General features: G+C 60.8%; 14 protein-coding genes and 1 tRNA gene. 8 read left to right on the top strand and 7 right to left on the bottom strand.

Going from position 1 to position 15,104, the window contains the following annotated elements; genetic code table 11:
• Positions 1 to 19: 19 nt before the first annotated feature.
• Positions 20 to 2,392 carry an arginine/lysine/ornithine decarboxylase gene (locus AC3RCE_RS10745; protein ID WP_218294298.1) on the bottom strand — a complete coding sequence of 791 codons (2,373 nt, stop codon included), beginning with the start codon at positions 2,390 to 2,392 and terminating at the stop codon, positions 20 to 22.
• Between the two features lie 144 nt (positions 2,393 to 2,536).
• Here AC3RCE_RS10745 and AC3RCE_RS10740 point away from each other — a divergent pair, with 144 nt between their 5' ends.
• From AC3RCE_RS10740 to AC3RCE_RS10725, 4 genes are all read left to right on the top strand, one after another.
• Entirely contained in the window at positions 2,537 to 2,962 is a 426-nt protein-coding gene (locus AC3RCE_RS10740) for an NfeD family protein (RefSeq protein WP_218294297.1), read from the top strand.
• A 49-nt stretch (positions 2,963 to 3,011) separates the two neighbouring features.
• A complete protein-coding gene (locus AC3RCE_RS10735) occupies positions 3,012 to 3,932 on the top strand; it encodes an SPFH domain-containing protein (protein ID WP_218294296.1) in 921 nt (306 codons plus the stop codon).
• 266 nt (positions 3,933 to 4,198) lie between these two features.
• Positions 4,199 to 5,419 (top strand): GGDEF domain-containing protein, encoded by a 1,221-nt coding sequence (locus AC3RCE_RS10730; RefSeq protein WP_492255151.1) that lies wholly within the window; start codon positions 4,199 to 4,201, stop codon positions 5,417 to 5,419.
• Between the two features lie 66 nt (positions 5,420 to 5,485).
• Positions 5,486 to 5,575 (top strand) — tRNA-Ser (locus tag AC3RCE_RS10725).
• Positions 5,576 to 5,802: 227 nt separating this feature from the next.
• On the opposite strand, the gene AC3RCE_RS10720 is transcribed toward AC3RCE_RS10725, so the two are convergent.
• Together AC3RCE_RS10720 and AC3RCE_RS10715 are read right to left on the bottom strand one after the other, a co-directional pair.
• Entirely contained in the window at positions 5,803 to 6,807 is a 1,005-nt protein-coding gene (locus tag AC3RCE_RS10720; RefSeq protein WP_492255150.1) for a dienelactone hydrolase family protein, read from the bottom strand.
• A 27-nt stretch (positions 6,808 to 6,834) separates the two neighbouring features.
• Complete coding sequence (locus AC3RCE_RS10715) at positions 6,835 to 7,974, bottom strand: hypothetical protein (protein ID WP_492255149.1); 1,140 nt, start codon at positions 7,972 to 7,974, stop codon at positions 6,835 to 6,837.
• Between the two features lie 108 nt (positions 7,975 to 8,082).
• Between AC3RCE_RS10715 and AC3RCE_RS10710 the strand changes: the two genes are divergently transcribed.
• Positions 8,083 to 8,490, top strand: coding sequence for a helix-turn-helix domain-containing protein (locus AC3RCE_RS10710; RefSeq protein ID WP_492255148.1), 408 nt, complete (start codon positions 8,083 to 8,085; stop codon positions 8,488 to 8,490).
• Positions 8,491 to 8,507: 17 nt separating this feature from the next.
• Here AC3RCE_RS10710 and AC3RCE_RS10705 read toward each other — a convergent pair whose 3' ends face one another.
• Together AC3RCE_RS10705 and AC3RCE_RS10700 are read right to left on the bottom strand one after the other, a co-directional pair.
• Positions 8,508 to 8,837, bottom strand: a complete 330-nt coding sequence (locus tag AC3RCE_RS10705; protein WP_492255147.1) for a hypothetical protein — start codon at positions 8,835 to 8,837, stop codon at positions 8,508 to 8,510.
• A gap of 116 nt (positions 8,838 to 8,953) precedes the next feature.
• On the bottom strand, positions 8,954 to 9,424 hold the full coding sequence (locus AC3RCE_RS10700) for a hypothetical protein (protein WP_492255146.1): 471 nt from the start codon (positions 9,422 to 9,424) through the stop codon (positions 8,954 to 8,956).
• A 171-nt stretch (positions 9,425 to 9,595) separates the two neighbouring features.
• Here AC3RCE_RS10700 and istA point away from each other — a divergent pair, with 171 nt between their 5' ends.
• Together istA and istB are read left to right on the top strand one after the other, a co-directional pair.
• Positions 9,596 to 11,122: an IS21 family transposase gene (gene istA / locus AC3RCE_RS10695; protein WP_492253782.1), complete on the top strand. Its 1,527-nt coding sequence runs from the start codon at positions 9,596 to 9,598 to the stop codon at positions 11,120 to 11,122.
• Positions 11,112 to 11,915 (top strand): IS21-like element ISThsp10 family helper ATPase IstB, encoded by an 804-nt coding sequence (gene istB, locus AC3RCE_RS10690; protein ID WP_492253781.1) that lies wholly within the window; start codon positions 11,112 to 11,114, stop codon positions 11,913 to 11,915. Before istA ends, istB begins: the two co-directional genes overlap by 11 nt.
• 112 nt (positions 11,916 to 12,027) lie before the next feature.
• Here the strand turns inward: istB and AC3RCE_RS10685 are convergent, their stop codons facing one another.
• Both AC3RCE_RS10685 and AC3RCE_RS10680 read right to left on the bottom strand, forming a co-directional pair.
• Positions 12,028 to 13,002 carry a DUF932 domain-containing protein gene (locus tag AC3RCE_RS10685; protein ID WP_492255145.1) on the bottom strand — a complete coding sequence of 325 codons (975 nt, stop codon included), beginning with the start codon at positions 13,000 to 13,002 and terminating at the stop codon, positions 12,028 to 12,030.
• A gap of 100 nt (positions 13,003 to 13,102) precedes the next feature.
• Positions 13,103 to 13,435, bottom strand: a complete 333-nt coding sequence (locus AC3RCE_RS10680) for a hypothetical protein (RefSeq protein WP_492255144.1) — start codon at positions 13,433 to 13,435, stop codon at positions 13,103 to 13,105.
• A gap of 735 nt (positions 13,436 to 14,170) precedes the next feature.
• Between AC3RCE_RS10680 and AC3RCE_RS10675 the strand changes: the two genes are divergently transcribed.
• Positions 14,171 to 15,100, top strand: coding sequence for a trypsin-like serine peptidase (locus tag AC3RCE_RS10675; RefSeq protein ID WP_492255143.1), 930 nt, complete (start codon positions 14,171 to 14,173; stop codon positions 15,098 to 15,100).
• Positions 15,101 to 15,104 lie beyond the last annotated feature (4 nt).

Genomic DNA, 15,104 nt, shown 5'->3' with positions numbered 1-15,104 from the left:
CAAGAGTCCGCGCGGGCCTTCAGACAATGCGCCCGTAAGGGCCGTCGTCCCCCACCTGCACCAGGTTCTTGGCGGTGGCCAGCGGCTTGGGGTTCTTGCCGGGGGCCTTGTTCGCATCGGCCACGCAATCGGCGTAGTACCGCACCTGGCCGTTCTCGTCCTCCACCTCCACCAGGCCGTGGATGTCGGTCTCGAAGCCCGGGCACAGCTTGGCGAATTCGCGGGCGAACTTGAGGTAGTCCACGATCTTCTTGTTGAACACCTCGCCGGGGATCAAGAGCGGAATGCCCGGCGGGTACGGCGTGACCAGGCCCACGGTGATGCGGCCTTCCAGGTGGTCGATCTCCACCCGCTCGGTCTGGCGGTGCGCGATATGCGCGTACGCGTCCGAGGGCTTCATGGCGGGCGTGAGGTCCGACAGGTACATCTCAGTCGTCAGGCGCGCGATGTCGTACTTGGCATACATCTCGTGCACGTGCTGGCACAGGTCCTTGAGGCCCATGCGCTCGTAGCGCTTGTGCTGCTGGCAGAACTCGGGAAGGATGCGCCACATGGGCTGGTTCTTCTCGTAGTCGTCCTTGAACTGCTGCAGCGCCGTGAGCAGCGTGTTCCAGCGGCCCTTGGTGATGCCGATGGTGAACATGATGAAGAAGCTGTACAGGCCGGTCTTCTCCACCACCACGCCGTGCTCGGCAAGGTACTTGGTCACGATGGACGCGGGAATCCCGGTCTTGTCGAACTTGCCGTCCAGGTTCAGGCCCGGCGTGACGATGGTGGACTTGATCGGGTCCAGCATGTTGAAGCCGTCGGCCAGCTGGCCGAAACCGTGCCACTTGCTGCCGTTCTTCTTGCCCTTGCCATCGCTGCGGATGATCCAGTCCTCGGCCCGGCCCAGCCCTTCGTCCACGAGCTTGTCCGGCCCCCAGACCTTGAACCACCAGTCGTTCTTGCCGAAGTCATCTTCCACCTGGCGCATGGCGCGGCGGAAGTCCAGCGCTTCGAGCAGGCTTTCTTCCACCAGGGCCGTGCCGCCGGGCGGCTCCATCATGGCGGCGGCCACGTCGCAGCTGGCGATGATGCTGTACTGCGGGCTGGTGCTGGTGTGCATCAGGTAGGCCTCATTGAAGAGGTGCCTGTCGAGTTTCGTGGTCTGCGAATCCTGCACCAGCACATGGCTGGCCTGGCTGATGCCCGCCAGCAGCTTGTGGATGGACTGCGTGGCGTAGGTCACCGAATACTTGGGGCGCGTGCGCTTCTTGCCCATGGCATGGTAGCTGCCATAGAACGGGTGGAAGGCCGCGTGCGGCAGCCAGGCCTCGTCGAAGTGCAGGTTGTCCACATAGCCGTCGAGCATGCCCTTGATGGTCTCGGTGTTGTACAGCACGCCGTCGTAGGTGGACTGGGTGAGCGTGAGCACGCGCGGCTTGACCTTCTTGGCATCCACGCCCTTGAGCAGCGGATTGGACTTGATCTTGGCCTCGATGGCCTTGGGCTCGAACTCGCTTTGCGGGATGGGCCCGATGATGCCGAAGTGGTTGCGCGTGGGCTTCATGAACACGGGGATGGCCCCGGTCATGATGATGCTGTGCAGGATGGACTTGTGGCAATTGCGGTCCACCACCACCACGTCGCCCGGGGCCACCGTGTGGTGCCACACCATCTTGTTGGACGTGCTGGTGCCGTTGGTCACGAAGAAGCAGTGGTCGGCATTGAAGATGCGCGCGGCATTGCGCTCGCTTTCGCCGATGGCGCCGTTGTGGTCCAGCAGCTGGCCGAGCTCTTCCACCGCGTTGCAGACATCGGCGCGCAGCATGTTCTCGCCGTAGAACTGGTGGTACATCTGGCCCACGGGGCTTTTCAGGAACGCCACGCCGCCCGAATGGCCGGGGCAGTGCCAGCTGTACGAGCCGTCTTCGGCGTAGTCCAGCAGCGCCTTGAAGAACGGCGGCTGCACGCTCTCCAGGTAGCTCTTGGCTTCGCGGATGATGTGGCGCGCCACGAACTCGGGCGTGTCCTCGAACATATGGATGAAGCCGTGCAGCTCGCGCAGGATGTCGTTGGGCAGGTGGCGGCTGGTCTTGGTCTCGCCGTGCACGTAGATCGGCACCTCGGTGTTCTTGCGCCGCACCTCGCCGATGAAGTTGCGCAGGCTCAGCACGATGGGGTCGAGCCCCTCGCCCACGGTGAATTCTTCATCGTCGATGGACAGGATGAAGGCGCTGGCACGGCTTTGCTGCTGCGCGAACTGCGACAGATCGCCGTAGCTGGTGACCCCCACAACCTCGAAACCCTCGGACTCGATGGCCTGCGCCAGCGCGCGGATACCGAGGCCCGAAGTGTTCTCGGAACGATAGTCTTCATCGATGATGATGATGGGAAAGCGAAACTTCATGCGCAGCCTCCGTGCAACCGTGCCCTGCCCGGCCAAAAAACGAAATAGGCGCGAAGTGTAAGGAATAACGTTGACGCGCCTTTGAACTGCCATGCTTTTGACCCAGAATGTGGTGCACTAAACACAAACAACGAGGAGTCGGCTATGGAGGAATCCACCATCTGGTGGCTGGCCGCGGGCGCTGTGGTCGTCGCGGAATTGCTCACGGGCACTTTCTACCTGCTTATGGTGGCGGTGGGCCTGGTGGCAGCCGCCCTGGCCGCGCACCTGGGCCTGCCGGTCACGGTGCAGATCGTGGCCGCCGCCATCGTGGGCGGTGGGGCGGTGGTGGGCTGGTACTACCTCAAGAAAAAACGTCCCGGAGACCCGTCCGCCCGCGCCGACCGCAGCGTGAACATGGACGTTGGCGAGACCATCCTCATCGAAGGCTGGAACCCGGACGGAACCACCACGGTGAAATACCGCGGCGCCACCTGGACAGCCATTCACCGCCCGGGCGTCACACCCTCTACGGGCATGCACCGCGTGGCCGAACTGGTGGGCAACCGCCTGCTGGTCGATCCGCTGTAGGTAGCGGCCGCCAACGCTTCACTCCCAGAAAAGAAAAGAGAGGTCCTTCATGGAAATTGCCATCGTCATTCTCGTCATTGCCGTGATCTTCATCGCGCGCTCGGTCAAGGTCGTCCCCCAGCAGAACGCCTGGGTCAAGGAACGCCTGGGCAAATATGCCGGCACCCTCACACCGGGACTGAACTTCCTGGTGCCCTTTGTCGACAAGGTCGCCTACAAGCACAGCCTGAAGGAAATCCCGCTCGACGTTCCCAGCCAGATCTGCATCACGCGCGACAACACCCAGCTGCAGGTGGACGGCATCCTCTACTTCCAGGTCACCGACCCCATGCGGGCAAGCTATGGCTCCAGCAACTACATCATGGCGGTGACGCAGCTGGCGCAGACCTCGCTGCGATCGGTCATCGGCAAGCTGGAACTGGACAAGACCTTTGAAGAGCGCGACATCATCAACGCCCAGGTCGTGCAGGCCATCGACGAAGCCGCGTTGAACTGGGGCGTGAAGGTGCTGCGCTACGAAATCAAGGACCTGACCCCCCCGAAGGAAATCCTGCATGCCATGCAGGCCCAGATCACGGCCGAGCGTGAAAAGCGCGCCCTCATCGCCGCCTCCGAAGGCCGCCGCCAGGAGCAGATCAACATCGCCACCGGCGAGCGCGAGGCCTTCATCGCGCGATCCGAGGGCGAAAAGCAGGCCGTCATCAACAAGGCACAGGGCGAGGCCGAATCCATCAAGGCCGTGGCCGAAGCCAATGCCCAGGCCATCGAACGCGTGGCATCGGCCATCCGCCAGCCGGGTGGCGAGCAAGCCGTCCAGCTCAAGGTCGCGGAAAAGGCGGTGGAGGCATACAGCCAGGTGGCTGCGGACTCGAACACCACGCTCATCGTGCCCAGCAACATGACCGAGGTGTCGGCACTGATTGGCTCGGCAATGAAGATGGTGCAAACCACGGGCACGCCACGCAACTGAGACCTCGCGACAGGCCGATGCCGTCGGCCTTGACCGCATCCAATGGGTGAACGGCACACGCTGGAGGGCACAGGCCACCAGCGTCCGGCGCCAGTCTTTACTTGCGATTCCGTGCATGGAGGTTCGTCCAGACCGCCAGCCGTTGCCCTGACCCCTGCACCGAGCCGGCAGCGTCGAGAATGCATCACGGTGCAGCCCACATGGCGTCGGCTAGGATGAGCGGCCATTTCGCCTTCCCACCGAGACACCTTCACGTACAAGAACCCATGGGCGCCACCCTCATCGTCGGCATGCTATGCGTGCATCTGCTGTGCTTTGGCGCCATGTTCCTGCTGATCAGCACGCGCCTGCACGGCAAGAAGATGGGCATGGAAGTGTTCGCCATCGGAAACTTCCTGCTGGGTTCAGCCTACGTGCTGCAACTGGCGGGCGGCCCCCCGGGATGGAACGCGATGAGCGTGGTCAACCATACGCTCACCCTGTGTGCACCAGCCGTCTACGGAGTCGGTGCCATGCGGTTCTTTGGCCGCCCGGCTCCGCTCTGGCGCCCTCTCCTCACACTGGCACTGGCCTACACCGCAGCGCAGGTGGTGGCGCAGTGGACGCTGGGAACAGCGGCCCGTTATGCCATGCTGGCGGGCGCGTCTGCCCTGCTCTTTGCGGCCATGACGGCCACCGTGATCCATGGCGCACGCACGTTTGCCAGGGATCTGCGCGTGGAAATGGTGCTGTTCGCAGCCCTGATCGGCGGCATATTCGCCCTGAATGCGGTGAAGTTCGTGACCGTTCTCCAGAACGGACTGGAGGCACTGGACATGGACAGCCGTTTCCAGACCGTGTTCTATCTGTACATGTCCTTTCTGGCGACCGTGCTGGCACCGTCCATTGTCTGGCTGGTGTTGCGCCGGCTCACCGATGAACTGCGCGCCATGGCGGCCCACGACCCACTGACACGGCTGCTGAACCGGCGCGGCCTGCTCGAAGGGTTGCAGGCGCATTTCCGCTCACGCACTGCAGGTCCTGCGCACCTGCTGATCGTGGACATCGATCATTTCAAACACATCAACGACAGCTACGGCCATCAGGTCGGCGATACCGTTCTGTGCCATGTGGCCGATGTGCTGAGAGAGACTGCCCGCCAGGGAGACCTCGCTTGCCGCCTGGGTGGAGAAGAGTTCGTTGTCATCTGCCTGAACACCGATGCAGAGGGCGCCATGCGCCTGGCGGAACGCACGCGCGCCGCCATCGAAAACACCGAAGTGATGACCGCCGCGGCACCAGGCGGCCCCATCCGCTGCACAGTGACCATCGGCATCTCGCCAGGTTTCGCCGACCCACAGGAACTTGACCGCGCCATGCAGCAAGCCGATGCAGCACTGTACCGTGGCAAGAATGCTGGACGCAACCGCATCGAGAGGAACGATGATGCCGTACAAGCAAGCCCCTCCATGAAAACAGAACCACTCGCAGCGTCGCCAGCCCACTAAGAGCCACCAGTAAAATCAAGTCGACCACAGAAAACACCCAAAATCACTGCTACAATAGAGGGCTTCGGAGAGGTGGATGAGCGGTTTAAGTCGCACGCCTGGAAAGCGTGTGTGGGCTAATCCCCACCGCGGGTTCGAATCCCGCCCTCTCCGCCACAAAAAATTTCTAAGTTATTGATTTAGAAAGCAAAAAGCCACCGCAAGGTGGCTTTTTTGTTTTTTAGCCATCTTTCTAACCATCTTTCATTGGTGGCTTCAGTAGGATTTTGCTATACCACCTTGGACGACCAGCAAAAAGTTCTGATCAATCCGAAGGTTCATTCGCATGAGAGCAATCGGCACATGGAGCGCTATCCAGCATGATTTAGCGCCCACTTGATCGGTCAAGGCGCTTTCGGCAGATGCCTCTCAACAAACGCTTGAATATCGCTCCGCGTAATGTCCGTGAACTTGTTGCTGCTGCAGATGGGGAACGGGTTGTATTTGTTGAGCGCCCGAGTGCACACGTTGTCCTCTGCCCTACGACCAACACCTCGAGTTGGTGAATCCCAAGCGTGCGTGGCGCCCTCAAAGTTTGTCCACTTCTCGACGCCCTTGAATACTTTGTCCACGTTGCACTGAGACAGCGGTGTGGCCGTGTCGGCAGTTCCGGTGAAAGCGATCACAGGTGCCACATAGTTGCCCAGCGGAGGAGCGTCTTCGCGATCTGTACTGCCGCTGGGTGAACGACCAAAAATGGACTCTTTCACGTAGCAGTTGGGGTACAGCGAAACACCACCAGCCAGAAGCGACTTCACTTCGCCACTCAGGTTGTGGTTTGTGAATGCGCGCAGCACCGTCCATCCACCTTGGCTGTCGCCAATCACGAACGTCTTCTTGGGGTCAGCGCCTTCGGATCGCGTGAATCGAGCAGCAGCGATCAGATCAAGCACACGCATGTTTGCCCCAAAGCGAGTCCAACTGAGCCAGTTTTCCGTACGCCCCCGTGACCAATACGAATCGAGAATCAGAATGTTGGCGTCGAGGTTGCGTTTGGCCCACACAGCGGTGTCCAGGTTGCCGGGTGCCACACCATGACCACCATGAACGATGATGATGGTGGGGCGCTCAAACACTCGACCGTTCTGTGCTGTCCAGCTAGAGAACAGCATGCCCTTGCCGTCATAAGACGGAACGTTGGCGGAGAACAGGTTGAGCCCATTGTTCACCAGCGGTCGTTCCATGTTCCAGCCATGGGATGATGCCGGTGGATACTGCTCCACGATGGGTGGTTGGTACTTCTCGATGGGAATCACATCGTCTGAGGCGGCCCAGGATGAGGTCGATGCCACAAATAGCACTGCGGCACCAAGAAGCGAGCAAAAAGCGGTGCGAGGTTGATTTTTCATTTTTTGTTTTGACTCCAACATAGGTGCTCACTGCAGTGGCAGCGTCCGGCTGTCTATGCTCAGCCCCATCTTTTGAAGCTGCGCGGGGTCGAAGCGGGACATAGCATCACCCTGGCAACGCAGATCAGCAATGCGTTTGCCGCCCTGCTCCACCACCACTCCCTTGCGACCATTCTCACCGTCACCGGCATAAACGACATAGCGATAGTTGCCCTTGTCGAATGACAGGAAGCTCACAGCAGTGCCGTTTTGACCAAGCTGTGAGCCACGTTGGAATGCTGAAGCCGCACCAGCGCCACCGCTCGGATACTCCATCTCCACAGCGCCTTCCTGGGGTGCTATCCGGTATGTCAACTGCTCATTGCCACCAGCGCGGCCAGTACAAACCGAGACGCGCTTCTTGCCGGTGGAACACGCAAAGATCGGGGTCTCAACAGGCGTACATAGGTGCGGGACAGTCACAGCCGGAGCAGCAGCCGTCGCGTTAGCTGGCGGAGCGACTGGCGCGCCAGCGGGTGCTGTGTTCGCAGGCGCAGGCGTAGCTACGGCCGACGCAGGCTGGGCGACTGGTGAAACCTCTGCTGGAGTTGGGTCAGTTGGCTTGGCTTCGGTCGCTGGCGGCGCTTCACCGGCAATCTTTGCAATCTCCGCTTCGCTCTTATCGAACACCCGGAGCATCGCCAGATCGTGGAACAACCCCATGAATGCCAAGTGCCCCGTGAGCTTGACCAGTATCTCCTTGCTGTCTTCGGTACGCTGGACGGTGTAGGTCACATTGCCCTTGACCGTATTGCCATCCAACGCTGCCCCTTGAGGCTCGTACGTGCCGCGCAGGTGATTGAGCATCCGTTGATCTGTGGGGATCGCGTCTTGCGGCATCACCGCCGTCAGGATCGCTGAGCAGGTTTTCTTCCCTGTCGATTCGTCGCTGCGAGCAGTGGTGATGGACTCCACCGTGACTTTGGTGTTCTTGCTGGTGATCTGAACGCTGCGCTGACGCTCAGGGCTCATGCTTGCATGCTCTTTGTCAAAGCTCTGCTGGTAAATCTGCTGGACCAGCGACACCGTAGCTGGATCAGCGCAAGTCGGTGCTTTGTCACCGCATGCAGCCAGCAAAACCACGGACGTTGCCGCCAAGATCACGGCGGTAGTTCTTTTTGGGTTCATTTTTTTCCTGTTGGTTGTAAAAATTTGTGCCTCTCAAGGAACATTCTGGCATGCAATGTTCCTTTTAAGACGTTTCCTCAGTAGGCACATTTCGAGAGCCTGTGGAGCATGTCACGGACTGCTCTACAGAAACAAAGCACTGCCAGCGAGACGCCGGTTCAGCGCCGCCGCAAGGTGCGACTCATACCGAATGCCATCACGCTGGCGGTCGGTCAGAACCTGCGGCACTTCCGCGAGCAAAGAGGTATGACGCAGTTGGAATTGGCAATGAGTGCCGAGGTGGAGCGAACTCGGGTGTCCAAACTGGAGTTGGGTCTGGTGAATCCGAGCGTCTTGACACTGGCCACCATCTGCCACGTGCTGAACATCACCCTGGCCGACTTGTTCGGTGGCATTCGGCTGGCACATCCACCCACGACTGAGGGCGGGACACTGCGTCGCGCCAATCAGGCCGTGCTCGACAAAAAGCCAGCAGCCAAGCGCACCAAAGCAACCAAAAGAGCGGCTACCAAGTAGGCGTAGATCGGCTCGTTTCAGCCGCTCACGACCACTGTCAGTCGCAGCTTGTCCACCAAGGCCGGGGCAGGCGCTGCAGCAAACCACAGTTCAGAACAGGCCGGCACAGCACTAAGGAACGAGCTGGATACCACCCTGCACTGATCCAGATACAAGCCGGAGCAGCCGCGTAGCACCACGATGACAGTCGGTGGGCGTTCTGGTGAGACTTGCTGTGCGGTGGCCTCGATGCTGTCATGGAGCATGGTTTGCAGGTCGCAGTGATGGCCGGTAACGACATGGCTCCATGTGGTACGCCCCCAATGCGTCACTACCGCGCTCAGATCTTCCCAGTCCAATGCTGGCATCGCGTCTGGCTCTGTCGCCGCCCATAGATCGTCAAGAACCCTCTCCGAGTACACGACCGAAGGAGTTGGCATGCACACCAGAGCCAGCGTCCGCAAACATTCGCGCCGGTTTAGCGTCATGACGTCCTCCGCACACGTATAGCTGCGAGCAACCGAACTGCCTCGGGCTGCCAAGACTCAGACTCATGCATCCAGATGATCAGCTTCTGCTTGGGCTCTTTATGCCAGCCAGGCTTGGCACGTCGGCTACCGGGACCGACATCTGGCAAACGCAGCCGTGCGTTATGGGCGTGGAAACATGGTTCTGCGCCACCACTGTCCAGTAGCAGGATGCGCTGCGGAAAGTGGCTTTGACCGACCACCAAACCCTCCACGCCCACCGCGAGAGCCCAGTGCTTGGTGCGGTGATGCTTCACGGAGGCAAATGCAATGGCAACCAGATCACCCTGCATGAGCCATTTGACTGCGGGGGCATCTACATCGTGCTCAATGCAGTAGCGTGCCGTGAGTTCGAGTGGCAGTCCGAGGCGATTTACTTCATCCGTCCAATCTTTTGGGTTGATTCCGGTGAAGTAGTACGGGGACATTGCGGTCCAAACTGCGGCTGCCACACCATGCTTGCGCCGTGACATGTCGTGCAGCGCCGAGGCTGTTGATTTCCACGCAGAAGTGACCCACTAACCCCCAGGATTTCCATCCAAATCTGATCCACGTACTAACCCTAACCTGCTGCTTTGTTGAGCAGCAGGAGACCAGGAGTGATAGACGTGGCAACACTGAGTGTCATCAGGCGCTGGGCCCTGCGAGAGCAGCTGTCCATCAGGGAGATCGCCCGCCGCACGGGCCTCTCGCGCAACACCATCCGCAAGTACCTGCGCGCAGGCGAGGCCGAGCCGCACTATGCCAAGCGAGTCAGTCCATCCAAGCTCGATCCCTTCGCCTTGAAGCTCGCCGGCTGGCTCAAGACGGAGGCTGGCCGATCCCGCAAGCAGCGGCGCACCGTCAAGCAGATGTACGTGGATCTGCAGGCGCTCGGTTATGGCGGCTCCTACAACCGTGTGGCGGCCTTTGCGCGCCTCTGGCACGAGCAGCGCCTGGTTGCACAGCAGACCACCGGCCGAGGTACCTTCGTTCCGCTGACCTTTGGCCCGGGTGAGGCCTTCCAGTTCGACTGGAGCGAGGACTGGGCTGTTCTCGCCGGCGTGCGCACCAAGCTGCAGGTAGCCCACTTCAAGCTCAGCCACAGCCGAGCGTTCTACCTGCGCGCCTATCCGCTGCAGACGCACGAGATGCTGTTCGATGCCCACAACCATGCGTTCGTGGTCCTGGGTGGCGTGCCCCGCCGTGGCATCTACGACAACATGCGCACCGCTGTAGACCGGGTGCGCCGTGGCAAGGAGCGCGACGTCAATGCGCGCTTTGCGGCCATGGTCAGCCACTTCCTGTTCGAGGCCGAGTTCTGCAATCCCGCGTCGGGCTGGGAGAAGGGCCAGGTGGAGAAGAACGTGCGCGATGCCCGCCATCGCCTGTGGCAAGTGGTGCCGCCATTCCCAAGCCTGCCCGATCTCAATGCCTGGCTTGAAGAGCGCTGCGTGGCGCTGTGGCACGAGATCGAGCACGGCAAGCTGCCGGGCACCGTCGCGGATGTCTGGGCTCAAGAGAAGCCCGCCTTGATGCCAATGCCCCGGCCCTTCGATGGCTTTGTGGAGAACACCAAGCGCGTCTCACCCACCTGCCTTGTCCACTTCGAGCGCAATCGCTACAGCGTGCCGGCGCCGTATGCCAATCGGCCGGTGAGCCTGCGGGTCTATGCGGATCGCTTGGTGATTGCCGCCGAAGGCCAGATCGTGTGCGAGCATCAGCGCCTGATCGAGCGTAACCACCATGGTGCGGGACAGACCGTGTACGACTGGCGCCACTACTTGGCGGTGCTGCAGCGCAAACCAGGAGCTTTGCGCAACGGCGCCCCATTCCTGGAGCTGCCAGCGGCCTTCAAGCGACTGCAAGCCACCTTGCTCAAGCAAACCGGCGGCGACCGGGAGATGGTGGAGGTACTGGCACTGGTGCTGCACCACGATGAACAGGCTGTGCTCGCTGCAGTGGAGTTGGCACTGGAGTCAGGGGCTGCCAGCAAGACGCACATCCTGAACGTGCTGCACCGCCTGCTGGACGGCAAGCCCGCTCCAGCACCGGTCACGTCGCCGCAGGCCCTCAAGCTGGCGGTGGAACCCCAGGCCAATGTGCTTCGCTACGACCAATTGAGGGAGGTGCGCTATGCGTCATGACCCTGCCATCGCTTCCATCGTGATCATGCTGCGCGAGCTCAAGATGCACGGCATGGCCCAGGCGGTTGCGGAACTGGCTGAGCAAGGTGCACCGGCCTTCGATGCGGCGCAGCCCATCCTGTCCCAACTGCTCAAGGCCGAGACCGCCGAGCGCGAAGTGCGCTCTGTGGCCTACCAGCTCAAGGTGGCCAGGTTCCCTGCGTACCGGGACATGGCGGGCTTTGACTTCAGCCACAGCGAGGTGAACGAGGCACTGGTACGCCAGTTGCACCGCTGCGAATTCTTGGAGAACGCCAACAACGTGGTGCTGGTGGGTGGACCGGGTACGGGCAAGACCCACATTGCCACGGCCCTCGGGGTGCAAGCCATTGAGCACCATCACCGCAGGGTGCGGTTCTTCTCCACGGTGGAGCTGGTCAATGCACTGGAAGAGGAGAAGGCCCAGGGCAAGCCGGGGCAGATCGCGCACCGCCTGGCCTATGCTGACCTGGTGATCCTGGATGAGCTGGGCTACCTGCCGTTCAGTACGTCAGGAGGAGCCTTGCTGTTCCACCTGCTGTCCAAGCTGTACGAGCGCACCAGCGTCGTGATCACCACCAACCTGAGCTTTAGCGAGTGGGCCAACGTGTTCGGCGATGCCAAGATGACCACGGCGCTGCTGGACCGACTCACGCATCACTGCCATATTCTGGAAACCGGCAACGACAGCTACCGGTTCAAGAACAGCTCCGCACAGCAACCACCACAGACCACCAAGAAGGAGAAGATAGCCAAGAACTTATCCACAACGTGAGCGTGAAGTTCACGAACAAGGGTGGGTCAGATCGAGATGGAAATGGTGGGTTACGGTTGGATGGAAATCAACACTCTCTGGCTTCGGCGCTTTGAACCGTTGAACCCGTCACTCAAGAAGCCAACTGCAGCGCCTGTTCCAGCGCACGTTGCTTGAGGGCTGCGCCCTGGCCAAACCAGGCACTGTCAAGCCGGTATTCCTGGCTGCGAGCGCGCCGCTCGTGGTCCACGAACTCGGTGACGGCGCACAGCAGGCCCCAGGCCGTGCCCTTGGCTGCCTGCAGCTCAGCGCCCCGGCCCTGGCCCTCGTACATCGCCTGCACCTTCTTGAGGGCACGCTCGTTCGTGAGGCCCATGGCCTGGTCGGCATGGGCATCCGTCTGGCACAGCACCTTGAGGAAGTAGTTCATGGACTCGTGGCTCTTGACCTTGCGTTCCGAGAGCGTCTTCATGCGGTACATGAAGCTGTCCCATTGGGAGACGGCAATGCCCAATTGCTTCTTCACCGCCTGGGCATCGAAGGTCGTGCTGTGGGGCACCTTGATGGCGCTGGTGGCTCCACTGAGGGCGATGGAGAGCGTGTTGTTGCAGACCACCCGGATCGTGGTGGGCGTGGCGGTGGTGGCCAAACTGCCGTCGCAGGAAGTGGCCAGCAGCAGGTAGCCGTTGACCACATCGTTACCCTTGAGGGCGGAGGTCTTGCCGGTGCGAGCCAGTGCCCAGAACTTGCGCCCGGCCTTGAGAACACCAGCGATTTCCAGTTCGTAGCCGGAGACCTCCGTGAGATCCCGGTAGAACTCCAGCACTTCCTTGGGCTGGACCACTTGGTAGCGGCCCGACACCACGGACAAGGGGGCCTTGGTATCGCTGCGGTACAGCACCTTCTGGTCGGGAAACTCCATGGCTTCGCCGTAGAGGTTGGAGCTGTCGTCGGTGGCAAGGTAGCGCACCGGGGTCTCCCGGATATGCCATTGCATGCCTGCGGCCTGTGCCCAGACGTCGATGGGTTGTTTCTTGGGCAGGGCATTGCCCAGTTGGTGCCAGGGGGTCTGGCCCACATGGGCCATGGTTTCGATGAGGTGGGACATGAAAGGCTTTCGAAATGGGGATGGACAGAGATGGAGATAGATCGAGAGAGAAATGAAGGAAAGAGCAGCTGCCTCCAGCAGAGGCAGCGGGGGAACAGGATCAGGAACGGGAGGAGCCCGTGAACACCGCTCCGCAGTCCTGGCATTCGCAGTTGCCGAGGTAGTGCTCGTCCACCACGTCGCCCAAGCGGCTGCCAGCAACAGAACCCGCCGTGGCGCCGAGCAGACCGCCCAGCAGGGCACCAGCGATGCCGCCGAGAGCGATACCAACGGGTCCAGCGACCGCCCCGAAGGACGCACCGACCTGGGCACCGGACCAGGTGCTGGCAGCGCCGCTGGCCGCTCCAGCGACACCGCCGAGGGTTCTTCCGGTATCGCGACCGACTTGGCGGGTGGTCACGTGGGTGGATTTGCAGATGGGACAAACAGTCATGTAGAGCTCCTTGCGATGGACGCAAAAAAGCCCGGGGCACGCGAACGTGCACCGGGCTTGTGGGCGGGGTGAAATCAGACCAACGAAGGGCTGATTAGGGTGGGGTTACCTGAATGGCAATGCGTATATGTGGAACTCAACAGGATTCAAATGTTGGTACCGGCATCTGTTTTCTACGCCGACTCAGAAAATTACCTTGATAGCGTCATCGGCGACGAACAAAACACATTTGCACTAGCTTCCCGAGGAGCAAGATCCCTGCCGTCGAGATACACCACTTGTTTGCAGCCACAGCGGCGAGGTCTCCTCACATACGGCTCCCAAGGCTCCGCCTAGCCTGAAAACGCCCCCGCTCCTCGCACTTTGCGCACCGGGCCACCGATTGGTCGAAGCCATGTCCATCTTCCGTTGACATTTTTTCCTTGCACACCTTTTCGAAATGCGGATAAAGGCGTCTTGAGCAGAAATAAGTCGTTAACTAGAGTTGACGTGGGAGCTCGGCGGTGTTGACCGTTGCAGCACCTGATCAAACGGGAGGGTGAGATGGCAGGTAAAGTAAGTGTCGGCCACACGATGGCCTTGCCGGGTTCCACCATGGTGCAGTGCATTGTCCGTCGCCGACCACTGAACTGCACTTCGAAATTCTCCCGCCAGATAGTGGCAGCGAGTCTCGCTACCTCACTCGCGGGTTCATTTGCCCAGAGCGCGCCACCGTCTCTTGCGAGCTCCGCATCCATGCCTACTGCCTCGGCATCTACTCCAGCCACGAAGCCGGACCCCGAGAAGGTGATCTTCCGACTTGCGACCGATGTTCTTCCGGCAGGGAGCGTGCAGTTGTCAAGCGGCGTAACCGTAAACATAGGCGACTGGCCAGCCCTCGCCATTGCGCAAATTCCGGTAGGCTCAGCTCTGGCGTCCTGCACGGCAACCTTCGTGGGGCCCACCGTCATGCTGACTGCGGCTCACTGCGTTGATTCAGCTTTCTCATCAAAACCCCGCGAGCTATGGGTGGAGGTAGACGGGCGCAAGCTTCAGTTCAACTGCACGATCAGCCCTGCCTACCTTGAACATCCACCTCAGATTACTTCCCCACGCGGGAGCGAGGATTACGCCCTGTGCATCTGGAGGGGGAAGGAGCCCCCTCCTCCGTCTCTCAAGGCACTCACCAACGAAGTAGTCGAAGTCTCCCAGCCTCTAGTTAAGGGCGAAAAGGTGCTGATGGTTGGCTACGGCTGTACCGACCTCAAGGTTGTTAACGACGAGTTCACTTGGAGGCCGTCAGACAAGACCTTGCGTATCGGCGATCAGCGGATTGAGAAGGCCCAAAAGTACGACCCTGGTAAGCCCGCCTATGCACGATTGCGCTCTGGCCTAGGTGAGGAGCCTGCGTTGTGCCCAGGCGATTCTGGCGGGCCGATGTTCTCCGGTGCCACGACGGCTGACCCCCAGGCTAAGCGGCGCATCCGCGCGGTGAACTCCTCAATCAACATGGAGAAAGCCACCGGCGGTTACGACATTCTGTCGTTCGTCTCTTCGACCTCGTCCATCACCTTCAACAACTGGGCTCGGGAGTGGCTGAAGGACGAGACAAAGCTCAAACCTGCCATTGCCCCAACTATCTGCGGCGTGAACAAGAAGGCGGGCGACTACCCCTGCAGGCAATGAGCTG

Source organism: Acidovorax sp. GW823-FHT05D11, from assembly GCF_058795695.1.
Note: the sequence above shows the minus strand (reverse complement) of the source record. Positions and strands in the feature narration are given on the sequence as shown.

What these genes read in the sequence shown, in the direction of transcription:
- AC3RCE_RS10745 (WP_218294298.1), bottom strand. Translation starts at nt 2,392, where the DNA reads ATGAAGTTTCGCTTTCCCATCATCATCATCGATGAAGACTATCGTTCC.
- AC3RCE_RS10740 (WP_218294297.1), top strand. Translation starts at nt 2,537, where the DNA reads ATGGAGGAATCCACCATCTGGTGGCTGGCCGCGGGCGCTGTGGTCGTC.
- AC3RCE_RS10735 (WP_218294296.1), top strand. Translation starts at nt 3,012, where the DNA reads ATGGAAATTGCCATCGTCATTCTCGTCATTGCCGTGATCTTCATCGCG.
- AC3RCE_RS10730 (WP_492255151.1), top strand. Translation starts at nt 4,199, where the DNA reads ATGGGCGCCACCCTCATCGTCGGCATGCTATGCGTGCATCTGCTGTGC.
- AC3RCE_RS10720 (WP_492255150.1), bottom strand. Translation starts at nt 6,807, where the DNA reads ATGAAAAATCAACCTCGCACCGCTTTTTGCTCGCTTCTTGGTGCCGCA.
- AC3RCE_RS10715 (WP_492255149.1), bottom strand. Translation starts at nt 7,974, where the DNA reads ATGAACCCAAAAAGAACTACCGCCGTGATCTTGGCGGCAACGTCCGTG.
- AC3RCE_RS10710 (WP_492255148.1), top strand. Translation starts at nt 8,083, where the DNA reads ATGTCACGGACTGCTCTACAGAAACAAAGCACTGCCAGCGAGACGCCG.
- AC3RCE_RS10705 (WP_492255147.1), bottom strand. Translation starts at nt 8,837, where the DNA reads ATGCCAGCATTGGACTGGGAAGATCTGAGCGCGGTAGTGACGCATTGG.
- AC3RCE_RS10700 (WP_492255146.1), bottom strand. Translation starts at nt 9,424, where the DNA reads ATGTCCCCGTACTACTTCACCGGAATCAACCCAAAAGATTGGACGGAT.
- istB (WP_492253781.1), top strand. Translation starts at nt 11,112, where the DNA reads ATGCGTCATGACCCTGCCATCGCTTCCATCGTGATCATGCTGCGCGAG.
- AC3RCE_RS10685 (WP_492255145.1), bottom strand. Translation starts at nt 13,002, where the DNA reads ATGTCCCACCTCATCGAAACCATGGCCCATGTGGGCCAGACCCCCTGG.
- AC3RCE_RS10680 (WP_492255144.1), bottom strand. Translation starts at nt 13,435, where the DNA reads ATGACTGTTTGTCCCATCTGCAAATCCACCCACGTGACCACCCGCCAA.
- AC3RCE_RS10675 (WP_492255143.1), top strand. Translation starts at nt 14,171, where the DNA reads ATGCCTACTGCCTCGGCATCTACTCCAGCCACGAAGCCGGACCCCGAG.